We start from the raw sequence: 16,626 nt of genomic DNA, 5'->3' as shown, positions 1-16,626 counted from the left end.
CTGATATGGCTGATGGAATTAATTACCGCATAGTCCTTTACAGCGAATAAGGCTAGATTGAGGGAATCGCATGGTCGAATCAGCGAATGAGATCGCCATCGTCGGAATGTCGTGCCGGATGCCGGGCGCTTCCGACCTCGAAAACTTCTGGCGGCTGCTGCGCGATGGTCGCGATGCCATCGGCTCCGCACCCGCCGACCGTCCGGAAATCGACGAGACGGCCGGATTCCTCGATACGGCATCGGAATTCGATGCCGACCTCTTCGGCGTGCCCCCGAATGAGGCACGTTCGATCGATCCGCAACAGCTGCTCGGTCTGGAGCTGAGTTGGGAGGCGTTGGAGGACGCCGGCTACCGCGACCGGACCGGCGCGCGGGCAGGGGTCTTCCTGGGGAGCGCCGGAACCGATTTCGCCGAAATTGTGGCATCGCAAGGCAAACCCGGCGTCGGCAGGCATTCGTTGTGGGCCGTCGGACGGGGAGTCGTCGCCAACCGAATCTCCAATCACTACGGATTTACCGGCCCGAGCATCGTCGTCGACAGCGGGCAGTCCTCGTCGCTGGTGGCGGTGCACCTGGCATGCGAATCGTTGCGCAGCGGTGAATGCGACGTGGCGCTCGCGGGCGGACTGAATCTCATTCTCTCGCCGTTGAGCGGCGAGCGCTATGAACAATTCGGTGCGCACTCGCCGTCGGGGAAGTGCTATACCTTCGATGAACGCGCGGATGGCACGGTGCGCGGTGAAGGTGGCGGCATCGTCGTGCTCAAACCGCTTGCGCGAGCGGTCGCCGACGGAGACCGCATCTACGCCGTGATTCGTGGCAGTGCGGTCAACAGCGGCAACGAGCGCCAAGTGTTGAGCGCGCCCAGCGTGGCTGCGCAGACGACGGTCATCCGGGCCGCGCTGGCGGCCGCGGATGTGGAACCGGCGTCGGTACATTATGTGGAGTTGCACGGAACCGGCACGCCAGCGGGCGATCCGGTGGAGGCGACGGCTCTCGGGGAGACCTATGGTGTGGGGCGGGCCGAGGGCGCGTCGCTGGCCGTCGGTTCGGTCAAGACGAACATCGGACATCTGGAAGGCGCTGCGGGGATCGCCGGCCTGATCAAGACGGCGTTGTGCCTGCGGCATCGGCAACTGGCGCCCAGCCTGAACTTTCACATCCCGAATCCGCGGATTCCGCTCGACGAGCTGGGTTTGCGGGTGCAGACCGCGGCGCAGCACTGGTCTGCCGCGGCAGTGCGCCGAGCGGGGGTGTCGTCGTTCGGTATGGGTGGCACGAACGCGCATGTGATTTTGGAGGAAGCGCCTGCCGCGGCTGCGGGCGAAACGACCACAACCGCGGGCGGCTCGCAACCTCTGGCGTGGGTGTTGTCCGGACAGAGTCCGGAGGCACTGCGGGGGCAGGCTGTTCGGTTGCGGGAGTGGATGGCCGATCATCCGGAGGCCCACGCCGCCGAGGTGGCGTATTCGCTCATCCATTCGCGCACGCCGTTGGAGTGGCGGGGCGCGGTGGTCGGGCACGATGTCGACACGATGAGTGTGGGGTTGGCCGCGTTGGTCGATCCGGCGGTGGAACCGGCCGAGGGCGTGCCCTACGTGGTGACGGGTCGTGCCGTGTCGCGTCGGGTGGTGTTCGTATTTCCGGGGCAGGGGAGTCAGTGGCTGGGGATGGGGGCGGAGTTGTTGGCGTCGGGTGGGGTGTTCGCGGAGTCGATCGCGGAGTGTGAGGCGGCGTTGGCGCCGTTCGTGGATTGGTCGTTGACGGGGGTGCTGCGCGGGGAGGCGGGTGCGGCGTCGCTGGACCGGGTGGATGTGGTGCAGCCGGTGTTGTTCGCGATGTTGGTGTCGTTGGCGCGGTTGTGGCGGGCCGGTGGGGTGGAGCCGGCCGCGGTGGTGGGGCATTCGCAGGGCGAAATCGCGGCGGCGGTGGTGGCCGGCGGGTTGTCGTTGGCCGATGGGGCACAAGTGGTGACGGCGCGGTCTCGTGCTGTCGCGGAGGTGTTGTCGGGGTCGGGGGGTATGGCGTCGGTCGGTTTGGCGGCGGACGCGGTGGCTGATCGCTTGGGTGAGTTCGGTGGTCGGTTGTCGGTGGCGGCGGTGAACGGGCCTGGGCAGACGGTGGTATCGGGCGAGTCGGGTCCGCTGGCGGAGTTTCTTGCCGGGTGTGCGGCCGATGGGGTGTGGGCGAAGCAGGTTCCGGTGGATTACGCGTCGCATTCGGTGGCGGTGGAGCGGATTCGGGATCGGGTGCTGGCCGAGTTGGCGTCGATTCGGCCGAGGGCGGGTTCGGTTCCGTTCTTTTCGACGGTGACCGCGGAGTTCGTGGACACGGCGGGGTTGGATGCGGGGTATTGGTATCGGGGGCTGCGGGAGCGGGTGCGATTCGCCGAAGCGATCGAGACGCTGATGCGGTCGGGGATGAATGCATTTATCGAAACCAGCCCACACCCGGTAGTTTCCACCGCCGTCGAGTTGACCGCGGAGTCGATCGGCAAAGCCGACCACGTGGCTGTTTTGGGCACACTGCGGCGTGGCCACGGCGGCCCGGAGCAGTTCGCCGCGGCGTTGGCACGTGCCCATTGCGTCGGCATCGACGTCACACCAGATCTGTTGGCCGCACGGGCCGCGCGGGTGGAGCTGCCGACGTATGCGTTCCAGCGGCGGCGGTGCTGGACGCCGGGGGTGGTGGCTGTCATGGGGCCGGGTGACGTGAGTCGCGCGGGGTTGATACCTTCGGATCATCCAGTGCTGGGTGCCGCGGTGTCGGTGGCAGGCCGGGCGGAGTGGCTGTTCACCGGTCGTCTTACGCCCGAGACCCACCCGTGGCTTGCCGATCATGTGATCTTCGGGTCGACGGCGGTGCCTGCCGCCGTGTGGCTGGAAGCCGCCCTGAGTGTGGGTTCGCGGGTGGGTGCCGGCTCGGTGACGGAATTGCGGCTCTCGTCGCCACTTCCGCCGCGAACTGTGGCGTTGCACATCCAGGTGAGCGTCGCCGCGCCGGACGACCGCGCGCGCCGGACATTCACCATCCACGCCCGTCCTGACAGCGCCGCACTCGTCAGTGAGCGGTCGGGTGACGGGTGGGCCGCCGCATCCGAAGGCGACATGCCGCAATGGCGGCAGTATGCGACGGGCGTTCTCGCTCCGCATTCCGACGACACGCCGTTGTGGTCGGGTGGCGACTGGCCGCCCGCGGCGGCAGAGCTGGTGGCAGCCGAGGAGCTGTACGACCGGCTGGCCGCCCGCGGTTTGGGCTACGGTGTGGCGTTTCAAGGAGTCACGGCGGCCTGGCGACGCGGTCGAGAGATGTTCGCTGAAGTATCGCTCGATGAGAGCGTAAGTGATCGAGACAGGAGTTTCGGCATTCACCCGGCATTGCTGGATGCGATGCTGCACGTCGGCGTGGAGGTGCTCGACGAGACCGGCGACGGCGCTGTGATGCCGTTGGCGTTCAACGGTATTCGACTTTATCGCGACGGCGTCGACGCGGCGCGGGTCCGGATCGACCGGGTGAGTCCAGACACCGTTCGGGTCACGGCCGTCGCCGCCGACGGTGAGCCGGTCCTCACTATCAAGCAGCTGGTGCTCGAAGCAGTCGAGCCTACGGCTGCGGATGCGCTTTCGTCGGATAAAAGCACGCAGGGGCAGGCGACGCCGCAGCGCACTGTTTCTCGGACCCGGAGGCGGCGCGCTGTGGTGGCGGGTCCGTTGGCGCCACGGTTGTTCGCCGTTTCCGGGCACGAACGCGACGCGCTGGTGTTGGCGGTGGTGGCCGAGCAGGCGGCGGCGGTGCTCGGCCATGATTCGGCCGAGGCCATCCATCCGGATTTGCCGTTCACCGCGTTCGGGTTCGATTCGTTGAGCGGACAAACGCTGCGGAATCGCCTAGTAGCGGCCACCGGGGTGGGGTTGCCGACGACGTTGATATTCGACCACCCGACCCCTACGGCGGTGGCACGGTTGGTGCGTTCGCGGCTCGAAGGCGTGGATCTGGATGTGCCGCGGGTGACCCGCCGGACTCGCTCCGATGAGCCGATCGCGATCGTCGGGATCGGCTGCCGGTTTCCGGGTGGTATCGGGTCGGTCGAGGACCTGTGGGACCTCGTCGCGGCGGGTGGGGATGTGATCGCGCCGTTCCCGTCGGATCGGGGATGGGATTTGGAGCGGTTGTTCGATCCTGATCCGGACAAGCCGGGCACCGTGTACACCCGCGAAGGCGGGTTCCTGACCGATGCGGGCGCTTTCGACGCGGGATTCTTCGGTATCGGTCCGCGTGAGGCGGCCGCGATGGATCCGCAGCAGCGGCTGATGCTGGAAGTCTCCTGGGAAGCATTGGAAGACGCGGGGATCGACCCCGCCGCACTGCGCGGCACCGACACCGGCGTGTACGTCGGCGCCTCATCGTCGGGGTACTCGCGCGGGGTGACCGGCGAGTATGAGGCTTTCCGGTTGACCGGGACGTCGCACAGTGTGATATCCGGGCGTGTCGCTTACGTTTTCGGCCTGGAGGGGCCTGCGGTCACGGTGGATACCGCGTGCTCGTCATCGCTGGTCGCGCTGCATCTAGCTTGCCAGGCGCTGCGTCAGGGGGAGGCGTCGTTGGTGCTGGCGGGTGGTGTGAGTGTCGCGGCGAGCCCGAGTTTGTACGTGGATTTCGCGCGTCAGCGGGGGTTGGCGGCTGATGGGCGGTCCAAGGCGTTCGCCGCCGCCGCCGACGGTGTGACGTGGTCGGAGGGTGTGGGTGTGCTGGTGGTCGAGCGCCTGTCGGACGCGCAGCGTTCGGGCCACAATGTGTTGGCGGTAGTGCGGGGCAGTGCGATCAATCAGGACGGTGCGAGTAATGGTTTGACCGCGCCGAACGGTCCATCGCAGGAGCGGGTGATCGCGGCGGCGTTGGCCAGTGCCGGCCTGGAGCCATCGGATGTGGATGCGGTAGAGGCGCACGGCACCGGAACGAGGTTGGGTGATCCGATCGAGGCGCAGGCACTGATCGCCGGCTATGGGCGGGATCGCGAGCAGCCGTTACGGATCGGGTCGGTGAAGTCGAACATCGGGCACGCCGTCGCTGCCGCGGGCATCGGTGGTGTGATCAAGATGGTTGCGGCTTTGCGGCACGAAACACTGCCGAAAACACTGCATGTCGACGCGCCGACACCACATGTGGACTGGTCCGCGGGATCGGTGCGGCTGTTGACCGAAGCCGAGCCCTGGCTCGCGAATGGGCGGGTGCGCCGGGCCGGGGTGTCGTCATTCGGGATCAGCGGCACCAACGCGCATGTGATTCTCGAACAAGCACCACCGACCGCACCGTCGCACGACGAAGGCTCCCCCGGCGATCCCGAACTCGCCGCAGTCGGCGAGGTGGTTCCGCTGCTGATCTCGGCCAAATCCGACGACGCGTTACGTGCACAGGCGGGTCGCTTGCGGCGGTGGCTGATCGACCGACCGGAGGTCGAAATCTGGAGCACCGCGCATTCGTTGATCGAGGCGCGGGGGCATTTCGATCACCGTGGCGCGGTAGTCGGCGGCGATCGGGAACAGTTGTTGGCGGGCCTCGCGGATATCGCCGCGGGCCACGCGGCGTCCGCCGTCATCACGGGGCAGATCACAGCAGGTAAGACAGCTTTCCTGTTCACCGGCCAAGGGGCGCAGCGCGCCGGTATGGGTGCGGGGTTGTACGCGGCGTTCGACGTGTTCGCGGCGGCGTTCGACGAGGTGTGCGCCCAGTTCGACCCCTTGGTCGGGAGCTCGTTGCGGGAGTTGATGTTCGCCGACACCGAAGGATTGTTGGACCGCACCGAGTTCACCCAACCGGCGCTGTTCGCGTTCGAGGTGGCGTTGTTCCGGCTGATCGAATCCTTCGGTGTCATACCGAATGTGTTGATCGGGCACTCGATCGGGGAGTTGGCAGCCGCGTATGTGGCTGGCGTGTGGTCGCTGACAGACGCATGCGCGCTGGTGGCGGCTCGGGGACGGTTGATGGGCGCGCTACCCGCGGGCGGCGCGATGCTCGCCGTGGCGATCACCGAACAATACGCGGCCGACATCGTCACCGATTTCGCCGACCGGGTGTCGATCGCGGCGGTGAACGATCCATTCTCGACGGTGCTGTCCGGAGATGCCGACGCCATCGACGAGATCGAACGCCAACTCGTATTCGACAGGGTGAAGACAAATCGTCTGCGGGTCAGCCACGCGTTTCATTCCGCGCGGATGGATCCGATGCTGGCCGAATACCGGTCCATCGCTGAAAGTATCGCCTACCAGCCGCCGACACTGCCGATCGTCTCCAACGAGTCCGGCGAACTCGCCGGGAACGCGGTCACCGATCCCGAGTACTGGGTGGCGCAGGTCCGCGGCTGTGTCCGGTTCGCGCCCGGCGTGGATGCGCTCGTCGCCGCAGGGGTGCGGTGTTTTGTCGAGATCGGTCCGGATGCGGTGTTGGCGGCGATGACGCGCCAGTGCCTGGCCGGAAACCCTGCTACTGCGGCGGTGTCGTCGGTGGCAGCGGTTTCTCGTCGGTCGGTTCATGAGGTGGCGCAGTTCGTCACATCGCTGGCGCAGGTTCATGTGGCGGGTGTACGGGTGGATTGGCGTCCGTTGTTCGCCGACCGCAGGGTGCGTCGGGTTCCATTGCCGACGTACGCGTTCCAGCGCCAGCGGTATTGGTTGGCTGCCGCGGCTGGTGGGGGTGATGTCCGGGGGTCGGGTCTGGATGGTGTGGAGCATCCGTTGTTGGGTGCGGCAGTGTGGTTGCCGGACTCCGAGGGAGTGGTGTTGACGGGTCGGTTGTCGTTGTCGAGTCATCCGTGGTTGGCCGATCATGTGATCGGTGGGACGGTGTTGTTGCCGGGGACGGCGTTTGTGGAGTTGGCGTTGCATGTCGGGGCGATGGTCGGCAGTCCGCGACTGGCCGAACTGGTCCTGGCCGCGCCGTTGGTTGTGCCGCCGGTGGGTGCGGTCGAGTTGCGGGTGATGGCGGCCGGACCCGATGACGCGGGCTCGCGAGTCGTGTCGGTGTATTCGCGTCCGCAACCCGATGGTGAGCCGGATCAGGCCGAGTGGGTTCGCCATGCGACCGGAACTGTTGTCGCGCAGTCGCCGTCGTCTCAGGTCGAGCCGACAGCAATGACGGAGAGTTGGCCGCCGGTTGGGGCATTGCCGGTGGCGTTGGGTGATGTCTACGGGGAATTGGCTGAGCGTGGTTATGGGTATGGACCATTGTTCCAGGGGTTGAGGGCATTGTGGCGGCTCGGCGATGAGGTGTTCGCGGAGGTGGCTTTGCCGGAGCAGACGCGGTCGTCGGTGGACGGGTTTGTGGTGCATCCGGCGTTGTTGGACGCGGCGCTGCACGCGATTGGTCTCGGCGGGTTGACCGAGCCTGCCGCGGCGGGTGAGGTTCTGGTGCCTTATTCGTGGGAGAACATCGACGTACACGCCGTCGGTGCCGTATCGGTGCGGGTCCGGTTGCGGGCCGCTGGGCCCGAGGCGGGTAATCAGCGGATCACGTTGACGCTCACCGACTCTCAGGGTGCGCCGGTCGTCGAAGTCGGGGCGTTGACTCTGCGTCCGATCCCGGTCGGCGCTTTCGGCGCGCCGAAAGCGCCGACCGCGGGTAGCGGCCTGCATCAGCTGCGTTGGGTTTCGTTGCCTGCGCCGGAGCCGAGCGACCTCATCGCGGACGAGCATTGGGTGAGCATGGACGCCGGTGAGACGGTGATCGTCGACGGCATGCCGGTGGCTGTGTTGCGAGTCGAGGACGCGGGTGCGGGTGGGGATGTGCCGGATGCGGTTCACGGTCGGCTTGTCGAGGTAGCGGCGCGGGTGCGGGAGCTGCTGACGGAGCATGAGCGGATCCTGGTCGTGACCAGGGGTGCGGTCACGGTGGATGCCGGTGAATCGGTGGATCCGGCCGGTGCGGCGGTGTGGGGTTTGCTCCGGAGCGGACAAAACGAGAATCCCGGCCGGATCGCGATCGTCGATGTGGACCGTTGGCAGGACTATCGCGTCGGCGTGGCTGTTGCGTTGGCCATCGCGGACGAACCTCAGCTGGCGTTGCGGCAGGGTGTGCCGTATGCGGCGCGGTTGAGTCGTGGTGTCGGCGATATGGTCGGTGCGAGTGACCTGCTACACGCTCCAGCGTGGGCGTTGACCCAGCTCGGCAAGGGTACTTTGACCGGTGACAACCTCGCTCTGGTCGAAACGCCCGCCACGCTGGGGCCGCTGCAGCCCGGGCAGGTTCGGGTGGGCCTGCGCGCGGCGGGTATCAACTTCCGGGACGTGCTGATCGCGTTGGGTATGTATCCGGACACCGATGCCGTGATCGGTGGTGAGGGTGCGGGTGTGGTGTTGGAGGTGGCCTCCGACGTCACCGAATTCGCGGCGGGTGACCGGGTTTTCGGGTTCGTCGCCGATATCGGTTCGGTAGTGGTGACCGACCACAGGATGCTGGCCCCGATGCCGCAGGGCTGGTCGTTCGCGCAGGCCGCCGCCGTACCGGTGGTGTTCGTGACGGCGTATTACGGCTTGGTCGATTTAGCGGAGGCCAAACCCGAGGAAACGTTGCTGCTGCACGCCGCGACCGGTGGTGTGGGCACAGCTGCTGTCCAGTTGGCGCGCCATCTGGGTTTACGGCTGTTGGTGACCGCCAGCCAACCCAAATGGGATGTGCTGCGGAGTATGGGATTCGACGATGCGGTGATCGGGGATTCCCGCACCCTGGACTTCGAGCGCAAGTTCCTGGAACTCACCGACGGACGCGGTGTCGATATCGTGTTGGATTCGCTGGCAGGTGAATTCGTGGACGCGTCGCTGCGACTGTTGCCACGCGGTGGACGGTTCCTGGAGATGGGATTGATCGATCGCCGCGACCCCGGTGAGGTCGCCGAGCAGCATCCGGGCGTGCACTACCGGGGTTTCCACCTCAACGAGATCAGCGCGGATCGGGTGCGCGAGATTTTGAGTGTTCTCGTCGGTTTGTTCGATACCGGCGTGTTGGGGCTGCCGCCGGTCACGGGGTGGGATCTACGGCAGGTACCGGAAGCGTTCCGGTACTTGAGTCAGGCCCGGCATATCGGCAAGAACGTGCTCACCATTCCTGCCCCGTTGCGACCTGAGGGCACGGTGCTGGTTACGGGTGGTACCGGTGGGTTGGGTGCGGTGACGGCTCGACACCTCGTCACCGCGCACGGGGTGCGGAGGCTGGTGTTGGCCAGTCGGCGTGGTTGGGCCGCGCCTGGTATCACCGAGCTGACGGCCGAACTGACCGGGCTCGGTGCGCAGGTCGATGTGGTGGCGTGTGATGTGGCCGACCGGGCGGCGCTGGATGAATTATTGGCGGGAATCCCTACGGAGTACCCACTGACCGGTGTCGTGCACACCGCGGGAGTGTTGGCCGATGGTTTGTTGGCCGACATGACACCGGAGCAGTTCGCGACGGTGTTGCGCCCGAAGGTGGATGCCGCATGGAATCTGCACGAAGCCACCAAGGATCAGGATCTGTCGATATTCGTGCTCTACTCCTCCATCGCTGGCACACTCGGCAATCCAGGCCAGGCCAACTACGCCGCAGCTAATGTCTTCCTCGACGCGTTGGCCCACCACCGCCACCGCGCCGGGCTGCCCGCGACGTCGGTGGCGTGGGGTCCGTGGCGCGGGACCAGCGGCATGACCAGCACCATCACCGAGGCCGACTTCGCGCGCATGCGACGCGAAGGTTTGATCCCGCTCGATGAGAACGACGGAATGTCGCTGCTCGACTCGGCCCTCACAGTCGGTGTCCCGATGACCGCCGGGGTGCGTCTCGACGTGGCGGCGCTTACCACGCAGGCCGCCTCCGGGTCGCTGCCCAGAGCGCTCAGCTCCCTGGTCACCGTTCCCGCGGTGCGCCACGCCAGCAGTGCGGGGTCGTTGGCGAGGCGGCTCGCCGCCACACCCGAACCCGACCGTGAGAGTGTTGTGCTGGCCGTCGTCCGGGAGCACGTGGCTGCCAGCCTCGGGCATCAGTCCGGGGACACGATCGATCCGGCGGCGCCGTTCAACGAACTGGGATTCGATTCACTGACGGGCGTGGAGTTCCGTAACCGGTTGGGCAAGGCCATAGGTGTGCAGTTGCCGTCCACACTGGTGTTCGACTATCCGACCTCGGCGGCAGTGGCGAGGCTGGTGCAGTCCCGCGTCGAACCGAAAACGGTGGGCGAACCGGTCAAGAAGGCCGTGTCCCGGGTTCGGGCGGATGAGCCGATCGCCATCGTGGGGATGAGCTGTCGGTTCCCCGGTGGGGTGGCATCCCCAGACGGGCTGTGGGGTCTCCTTGTTTCCGGGACCGACGCTACAGCTGGTTTCCCGTCGGATCGGGGTTGGGATCTGGAGCGATTGTTCGATCAGGATTCGGACAAGCCTGGCACCACCTACACTCGTCGCGGCGGATTCCTCGACGATGTCGGTGGTTTCGATGCCGGTTTCTTCGGCATCAGCCCGCGGGAGGCGTCCTCGATGGACCCGCAGCAACGTCAGTTGCTGGAAGCATCCTGGGAGGCGTTGGAGGATGCGGGCATCGACCCGGCCTCGTTGCGCGGCAGCGACACCGGAGTGTTCGCCGGGGCGATCTTCTCGGGCTACGTCGATCGGGTGACGGGTGACCTGGAGGGCTATCGGCTTACCGGCACCCAAAGCAGTGTGATCTCCGGCCGGGTGGCCTACGTCTTGGGCCTCGAGGGGCCTGCGGTCACCGTGGACACCGCGTGTTCGTCGTCGTTGGTCGCGCTGCATCAGGCCTGTCAAGCGTTGCGGCAGGGGGAGAGCTCGCTGGCGTTGGCGGGTGGTGTGACGGTCGCGGCCAGTCCCTATCTCTACGTCGATTTCGCGCGGCAGCGTGGCTTGTCGCCCGATGGACGGTGCAAGTCTTTTTCTGCGGCGGCCGATGGGGTTGCTTTCTCCGAGGGCGTCGGGATGCTGGTGCTCGAGCGCCTGTCGGATGCCCGGCGGCTCGGGCACGATGTCCTGGCCGTGGTGCGCGGGACAGCGGTGAATCAGGATGGTGCGAGCAATGGTTTGACGGCGCCGAACGGTCCGTCGCAGGAGCGGGTGATCGCGGCGGCGTTGGCGAATGCCGGACTCGAGCCGTCGGATGTGGATGCGGTGGAGGCCCACGGCACCGGGACGCCATTGGGTGATCCGATCGAGGTGCAGGCGCTGATACGCGCATACGGGCAGAACCGTGCGGCGCAACCGCTGCGGATCGGGTCATTGAAGTCGAACATCGGGCACACCGTGGCCGCGTCAGGTGTCGGCGGCGTGATCAAGATGGTGCAGGCGCTGCGGCACGAAACGCTGCCGAAGACACTCCATGCGGATGAGCGGAGCCCGCACGTGGACTGGTCGGAAGGCGCTGTCGAGGTGTTGAGCGAGGCCCAGCCGTGGCCACGCAACGGGCGCGTTCGCCGTGCCGGGGTGTCGTCGTTCGGTATCAGCGGCACAAACGCCCACGCCATCCTGGAAGAGGCGCCACCCCAGCAAGTCCCGGTGCCGCAGCCCGCGTTCCGCCCCTCGGTGGCCGCGCCGTGGCTGGTGTCGGCGGCTTCCACTTCGGGTCTGCGGGCGCAGGCGGATCGACTGCGGCGGTGGGCGATGGACAATCCCGACGCGGACGTGCGAGATGTTGCTTATTCGCTGGTGGACTTCCGGTCCCAGCTGGAATACCGGGCCGCGATTGTCGGCGCGGACTGGGACGAGTTGCTTTCCGGTCTAGCGGATCTGGCAGTAGGCACGGCGTCTTCCGGCGTAGTCGAGCGAGTTGTGGGTTCTGGCAAGACGGCGTTTCTGTTCACTGGGCAAGGTGCGCAACGGACCGGTATGGGTGCGGGGTTGTACGCGGCGTTCGATGTGTTCGCGGCGGCGTTCGACGAGGTGTGCGCCCATATCGATCCGCTGCTCGACTGGTCGCTGAAGGACCTGGTGTTCGATCCGAGTAACGCGGCACTGTTGGACCTCACGGAGTTTACGCAACCTGCGTTGTTCGCGTTCGAGGTGGCGTTGTTCCGATTGATGGAGTCGTTCGGTGTGGTGCCGGACGTGCTGATCGGACATTCGATCGGGGAGCTGGCCGCCGCGTATGTGGCGGGGGTGTGGTCGCTCGAGGACGCGTGCGCCCTGGTGGTGGCACGCGGGCGGTTGATGGGGGCGCTGCCGCAAGGCGGGGCGATGCTGGCGGTGGCGGTATCCGAGGACCGGGTGGCCACGGTGGCGGCCGAGTTCGCCGACCAGGTGTCGATGGCGGCGGTGAATGGTCCGTCGTCGGTGGTGTTGTCCGGGGATGTGTTCGCGATCGGCATGATCGAGGACAAGCTTGCGGTGGAGGGGGTGAAGACTTCCCGGTTGCGGGTCAGTCATGCGTTCCATTCGGTGTTGATGGAGCCGATGCTCGATGAGTTCCGGGGTGTGACTGAAGGTTTGACCTATCACCAGCCGACCGTCCCTATCGTGTCGAACGTTTCGGGAGTCGTGGTCGGTGCCGAGCTGACCGACCCCGGCTACTGGGTCGAGCAGGTGCGTGGCTGTGTGCGGTTCGCGCCGGGGATCGACACCCTGGTCGAGGCGGGGGTGCGGCGGTTTGTGGAGATCGGACCGGATGCGGTGCTGTCCGCGATGACTCGGCAATGCCTTGCCGAGACTTCGGACATCGAGGCCCGCTCGACAGTGATCGCGGCCAGTCGACGCTCGACCGACGAGCCGACCCAGTTCGTGTCCGCGCTGGCGCGAGCACATGTCGCGGGAGTCCGGGTGGACTGGACGCCGTTGTTCGCCGGCCGCGCCGGGAATCGGGTGTCGCTGCCCACGTATGCGTTCCAGCACCAGCGGTACTGGTTGCGGCCGGTCGGCGTGCCGGACGTGTGGCAGTCGGGCCTCGACGATGCGGGACATCCACTGTTGGGCGCGATGGTGCGGCTGCCGGATTCCCAGGACGTGGTGTTCACCGGCAGGCTGTCGCAAGCCGGTCATCCGTGGCTGGCCGACCATGCTGTCGCCGGAGTGACATTGCTGCCCGGCGCCGCCTTCGTGGAGCTGGCGCTGCACGTGGGGACGATGGTGGAGTGCCCGCGACTGGCGGAGCTGGTGATCGAGGCGCCCCTGCCGGTGCCGTCCGCCGGAACCATCGAGCTGCGGGTGGTGGCGGGCGGACCGGATGAGACGGGCGTGCGGACAGTGTCGGTGTACTCGCGCTCACGCGGCGACGACGAATCCAATCGAGCCGAGCACAGCGACGGTGACCGATCACAGTGGGTCCGTCATGCGGTCGCATCGGCAATTGCCGGGTCGGACGCGCCGTCGGTGGACATCAGTTTGGTGAGTTGGCCGCCGACCGGTGCGACGGCGATAGCGATCGAGGACGCCTACGCGGATCTGGCCGAGCGGGGCTATGAGTACGGACCGGCGTTCCGGGGACTGACCGCCCTGTGGCGGCGCGACAGCGAGGTGTTCGCGGAGGTCGCGTTGCCGGAGTCCGCCGGATCGGGGGCCGTCGAATTCGGCGTGCATCCGGCATTGCTGGATGCCGCGTTGCACGCGATTCTGCTCGGTGAGCTGGTTCCCGGCACGCGGGCCGGTGAGGTCGCCGTTCCGTTCTCCTGGGAGAACGTCGCGCTGCACGCGACGGGGGCGAGCGCACTGCGCGTCCGCGCGGCCGTGACCGGCTCGCCGGGAGGCGAGCGGATCGCGGTGACCTTCGCCGATCCGGCGGGCATGGCCGTGGCCGAGGTGGAGGCGTTGACACTGCGGCCGCTGTCGACCGACACGATCGGACCGGCGCAGCAACGGACCGCCGCTGGCGGTTACGGCATTGACTGGGTCGCGCTCCCCGCGCCCGCGGGCGAACTCGCCGTAGCCGCAGCCTGGAGCTCTGCCGAGGACGGTGAAACCGTCACGATTGCGGGACGGGTCGTGACCGTGCTGCGGATCGAGGCGGACGTCGACGGTGATCTCCCTGCGACGGTGCGGGATTCGGTGACCGCGCTGGCGGCGCGTGTGCAACGCCTGCTGACGGGAGACCGGCTCGTCGTGGTGGTGTCCCGGCAGGCGGTGGCGGTGCATCCCGGTGAGCCGGTGGACCTGCCTGCGGCGGCGGCGTGGGGTCTGCTGCGCACCGCGCAGACCGAGAACCCGGACCGGATCGTCCTCGTGGACCTCGACGACTGGGCCGACTATCGGAACGCCGTGGCACTGGCATCGACCCTCTCTGGTGAACCACAGCTGGCCGTGCGGCGCGGGTCGGCGCATGCACCGCGGCTGAACCTCGGCGGCTCGGATTCGCTCGAGGTCGGGTCGCGAAACACCTCGGCCTGGGCGTTGACGCTGCGGGGTAAGGGCACATTGACCGGAGACAACTTCGGCCTGGTCGATGATACGGGTGTGGCGGAGCCGCTCGCGGCTGGGCAGGTTCGGGTGAGTGTGAGGGCGGTTGGTCTCAACTTTCGAGATGTGTTGATCGCGCTCGGCACCTATCCCGACGCGAATGGTCGTATCGGTGGTGAAGGGGCCGGAATCGTGGTGGAGGTTGCCCCTGATGTGACTGAATTCGCCCCTGGGGATCGGGTTTTCGGGTTGATCGCGGGTGTCGGGTCGGTTGCGGTGGCCGATGCCCGGTTGCTTGCGCGGATGCCGCGTGGTTGGTCGTTCGCGCAGGCCGCTGCGGTGCCGATTGTGTATGCGACCGCCTATTACGGCCTGGTCGACTTGGCTGGGGCGCAACCTGGTGAGACCCTGTTGCTGCATGCGGCTACCGGCGGTGTCGGGATGGCTGCTGTGCAGCTCGCGCGGCATCTGGGGTTGCGGCTGCTGGTCACCGCGAGTGAGCCCAAGTGGAATGTGCTGCGTGATATGGGGTTCGACGATTCGGAGATCGGTGACTCGCGCACTCTGGATTTCGAGCGGAAGTTCCTCGAGGTTACCGACGGTCGCGGTGTGGATATCGTGCTGGATTCGCTGGCCGGCGAATTCGTGGACGCGTCGTTGCGTTTGTTGCCGCGCGGCGGTCGGTTCGTGGAGATGGGGATGATCGATCGGCGTGATCCGGCCGAGGTGGCCGGCGAACACCCGGGGGTGAGCTACCACAGTTTCATGCTGATGGACGTGGGTCCGGATCGGCTGCACGAGATCCTGGCGGCTCTCGTCGAACTCTTCGACGCCGGGATGTTGGCGCCGTCTGCGACCACCGCGTGGGACCTGCGGCAGGCGCCCGAGGCCTTCCGGTACCTCAGCCAAGCCCGGCACATCGGCAAGAATGTCCTGACTGTGCCGACGCCGTTGCGGGCCGAGGGCACCGTGCTGATCACCGGTGGTACCGGGGGCCTGGGTGCGGTGGTCGCGCGGCACCTGATCACCGAGCACGGTATTCGCAGATTGGTGTTGGCGGGCAGGCGTGGTCCGGACACCCCCGGTGCGGACGAACTGCGAGCTGAGCTTGTCGCGCTCGGCGCGCAGGTGGACGTGGTCGCTTGTGATGCGGCCGACCGGGTCGCGTTGGAGGCGGTGTTGGCGGCGATACCGGCGGAGCATCCGTTGACCGGCGTCGTGCATGCCGCGGGTGTGTTGGCCGATGGCCTGCTGGCCACCATGACGCCGGAGCAGATCGCGGAGGTGCTGCGGCCGAAGGTGGACGCGGCGTGGAATCTACATGAGGCGACCAAGGACCTGGATCTGTCGGTGTTCGTGTTGTATTCCTCGATCGCGGGTGTGATCGGTAATCCGGGGCAGGCCAACTATGCCGCCGCCAACGTCTTCCTCGATGCGTTGGCGCAACACCGGCATGTGACCGGTCTGCCCGCGACGTCGGTGGTATGGGGGCCCTGGCAGCAGAGCGGTGGCATGACCAGCGGACTGGCGGAGGCGGACTTCGCCCGGTTGCGGCGTGAAGGGTTTCTTCCGCTGGGCGAGGAGCAGGGCATGTCGCTGTTCGACGCGGCATTGGAGGGCGGGCGATCGGCGTTCGTGGCGGTCCGGCTCGATCGGGACGCTCTCGCCGAGACAGATCCCGGTGATGTTCGCACGGTCATGCGCGGCCTGTCGCGGCCATCGCACCGCCGCGTGGCCGGAGAGCAGAGCGGATCGCCGAATCTGGCGGCGCAACTGCTCGGCCGCTCGACAGTCGAGCAGGAACGGGTCATCCTCGACGTGATCCGGGTCCAGGCCGCGGCCGTCCTGGGACGCAATGGGGCGGACTCGACCGCTCCGGACAAGCCGTTCAAAGATCTCGGTTTCGACTCGCTAGGCGTGATGGAATTCCGTAACCGGCTGAAATCGGCTGTCGGCGTGCAGTTGTCGCCGACTGCGATGTTCGACTATCCCACCCCGGAGGCGCTGTCTGGCTTTATCCGCCAGGAGATCGTTCCGGTCGATGACCCCGCGGAGCGGATCGCGGCCGAGATCGAATCGCTGACAAGTAGTTGCGCCGCGGCCGAGCTGTCGCCCGCGGACCGTTCGGACATCGCAGGCAGGTTGACCGCGTTGTTGCGCAAGCTCGAGGGCAAGGACGCCGGCGAGATCGATCCGGGTGGCAACGCCGACACCCTCGAAAACGCAGACGACCGCGAGCTTTTCGATTTCATCGACCACCTCAGCTGAAGTAA

At 66.9% G+C, this 16,626-nt stretch carries 1 protein-coding gene; it reads left to right on the top strand.

The window, feature by feature from the left end; all coding sequences use genetic code 11:
* The first annotated feature begins 70 nt into the window (after window positions 1–70).
* Window positions 71–16,621 carry an SDR family NAD(P)-dependent oxidoreductase gene (locus tag OH799_RS08390; RefSeq protein WP_406277458.1) on the top strand — a complete coding sequence of 5,517 codons (16,551 nt, stop codon included), beginning with the start codon at window positions 71–73 and terminating at the stop codon, window positions 16,619–16,621.
* Window positions 16,622–16,626: the final 5 nt, after the last annotated feature.

It is taken from the genome of Nocardia sp. NBC_00881 (genome assembly GCF_045207455.1).
Lineage (GTDB): Bacteria > Actinomycetota > Actinomycetes > Mycobacteriales > Mycobacteriaceae > Nocardia.
This window is presented reverse-complemented; position numbering and strand designations above follow the sequence as displayed.

Excerpts from the sequence above, each read along its gene's own strand:
- OH799_RS08390 (WP_406277458.1), top strand. The coding sequence starts at position 71 with ATGGTCGAATCAGCGAATGAGATCGCCATCGTCGGAATGTCGTGCCGG.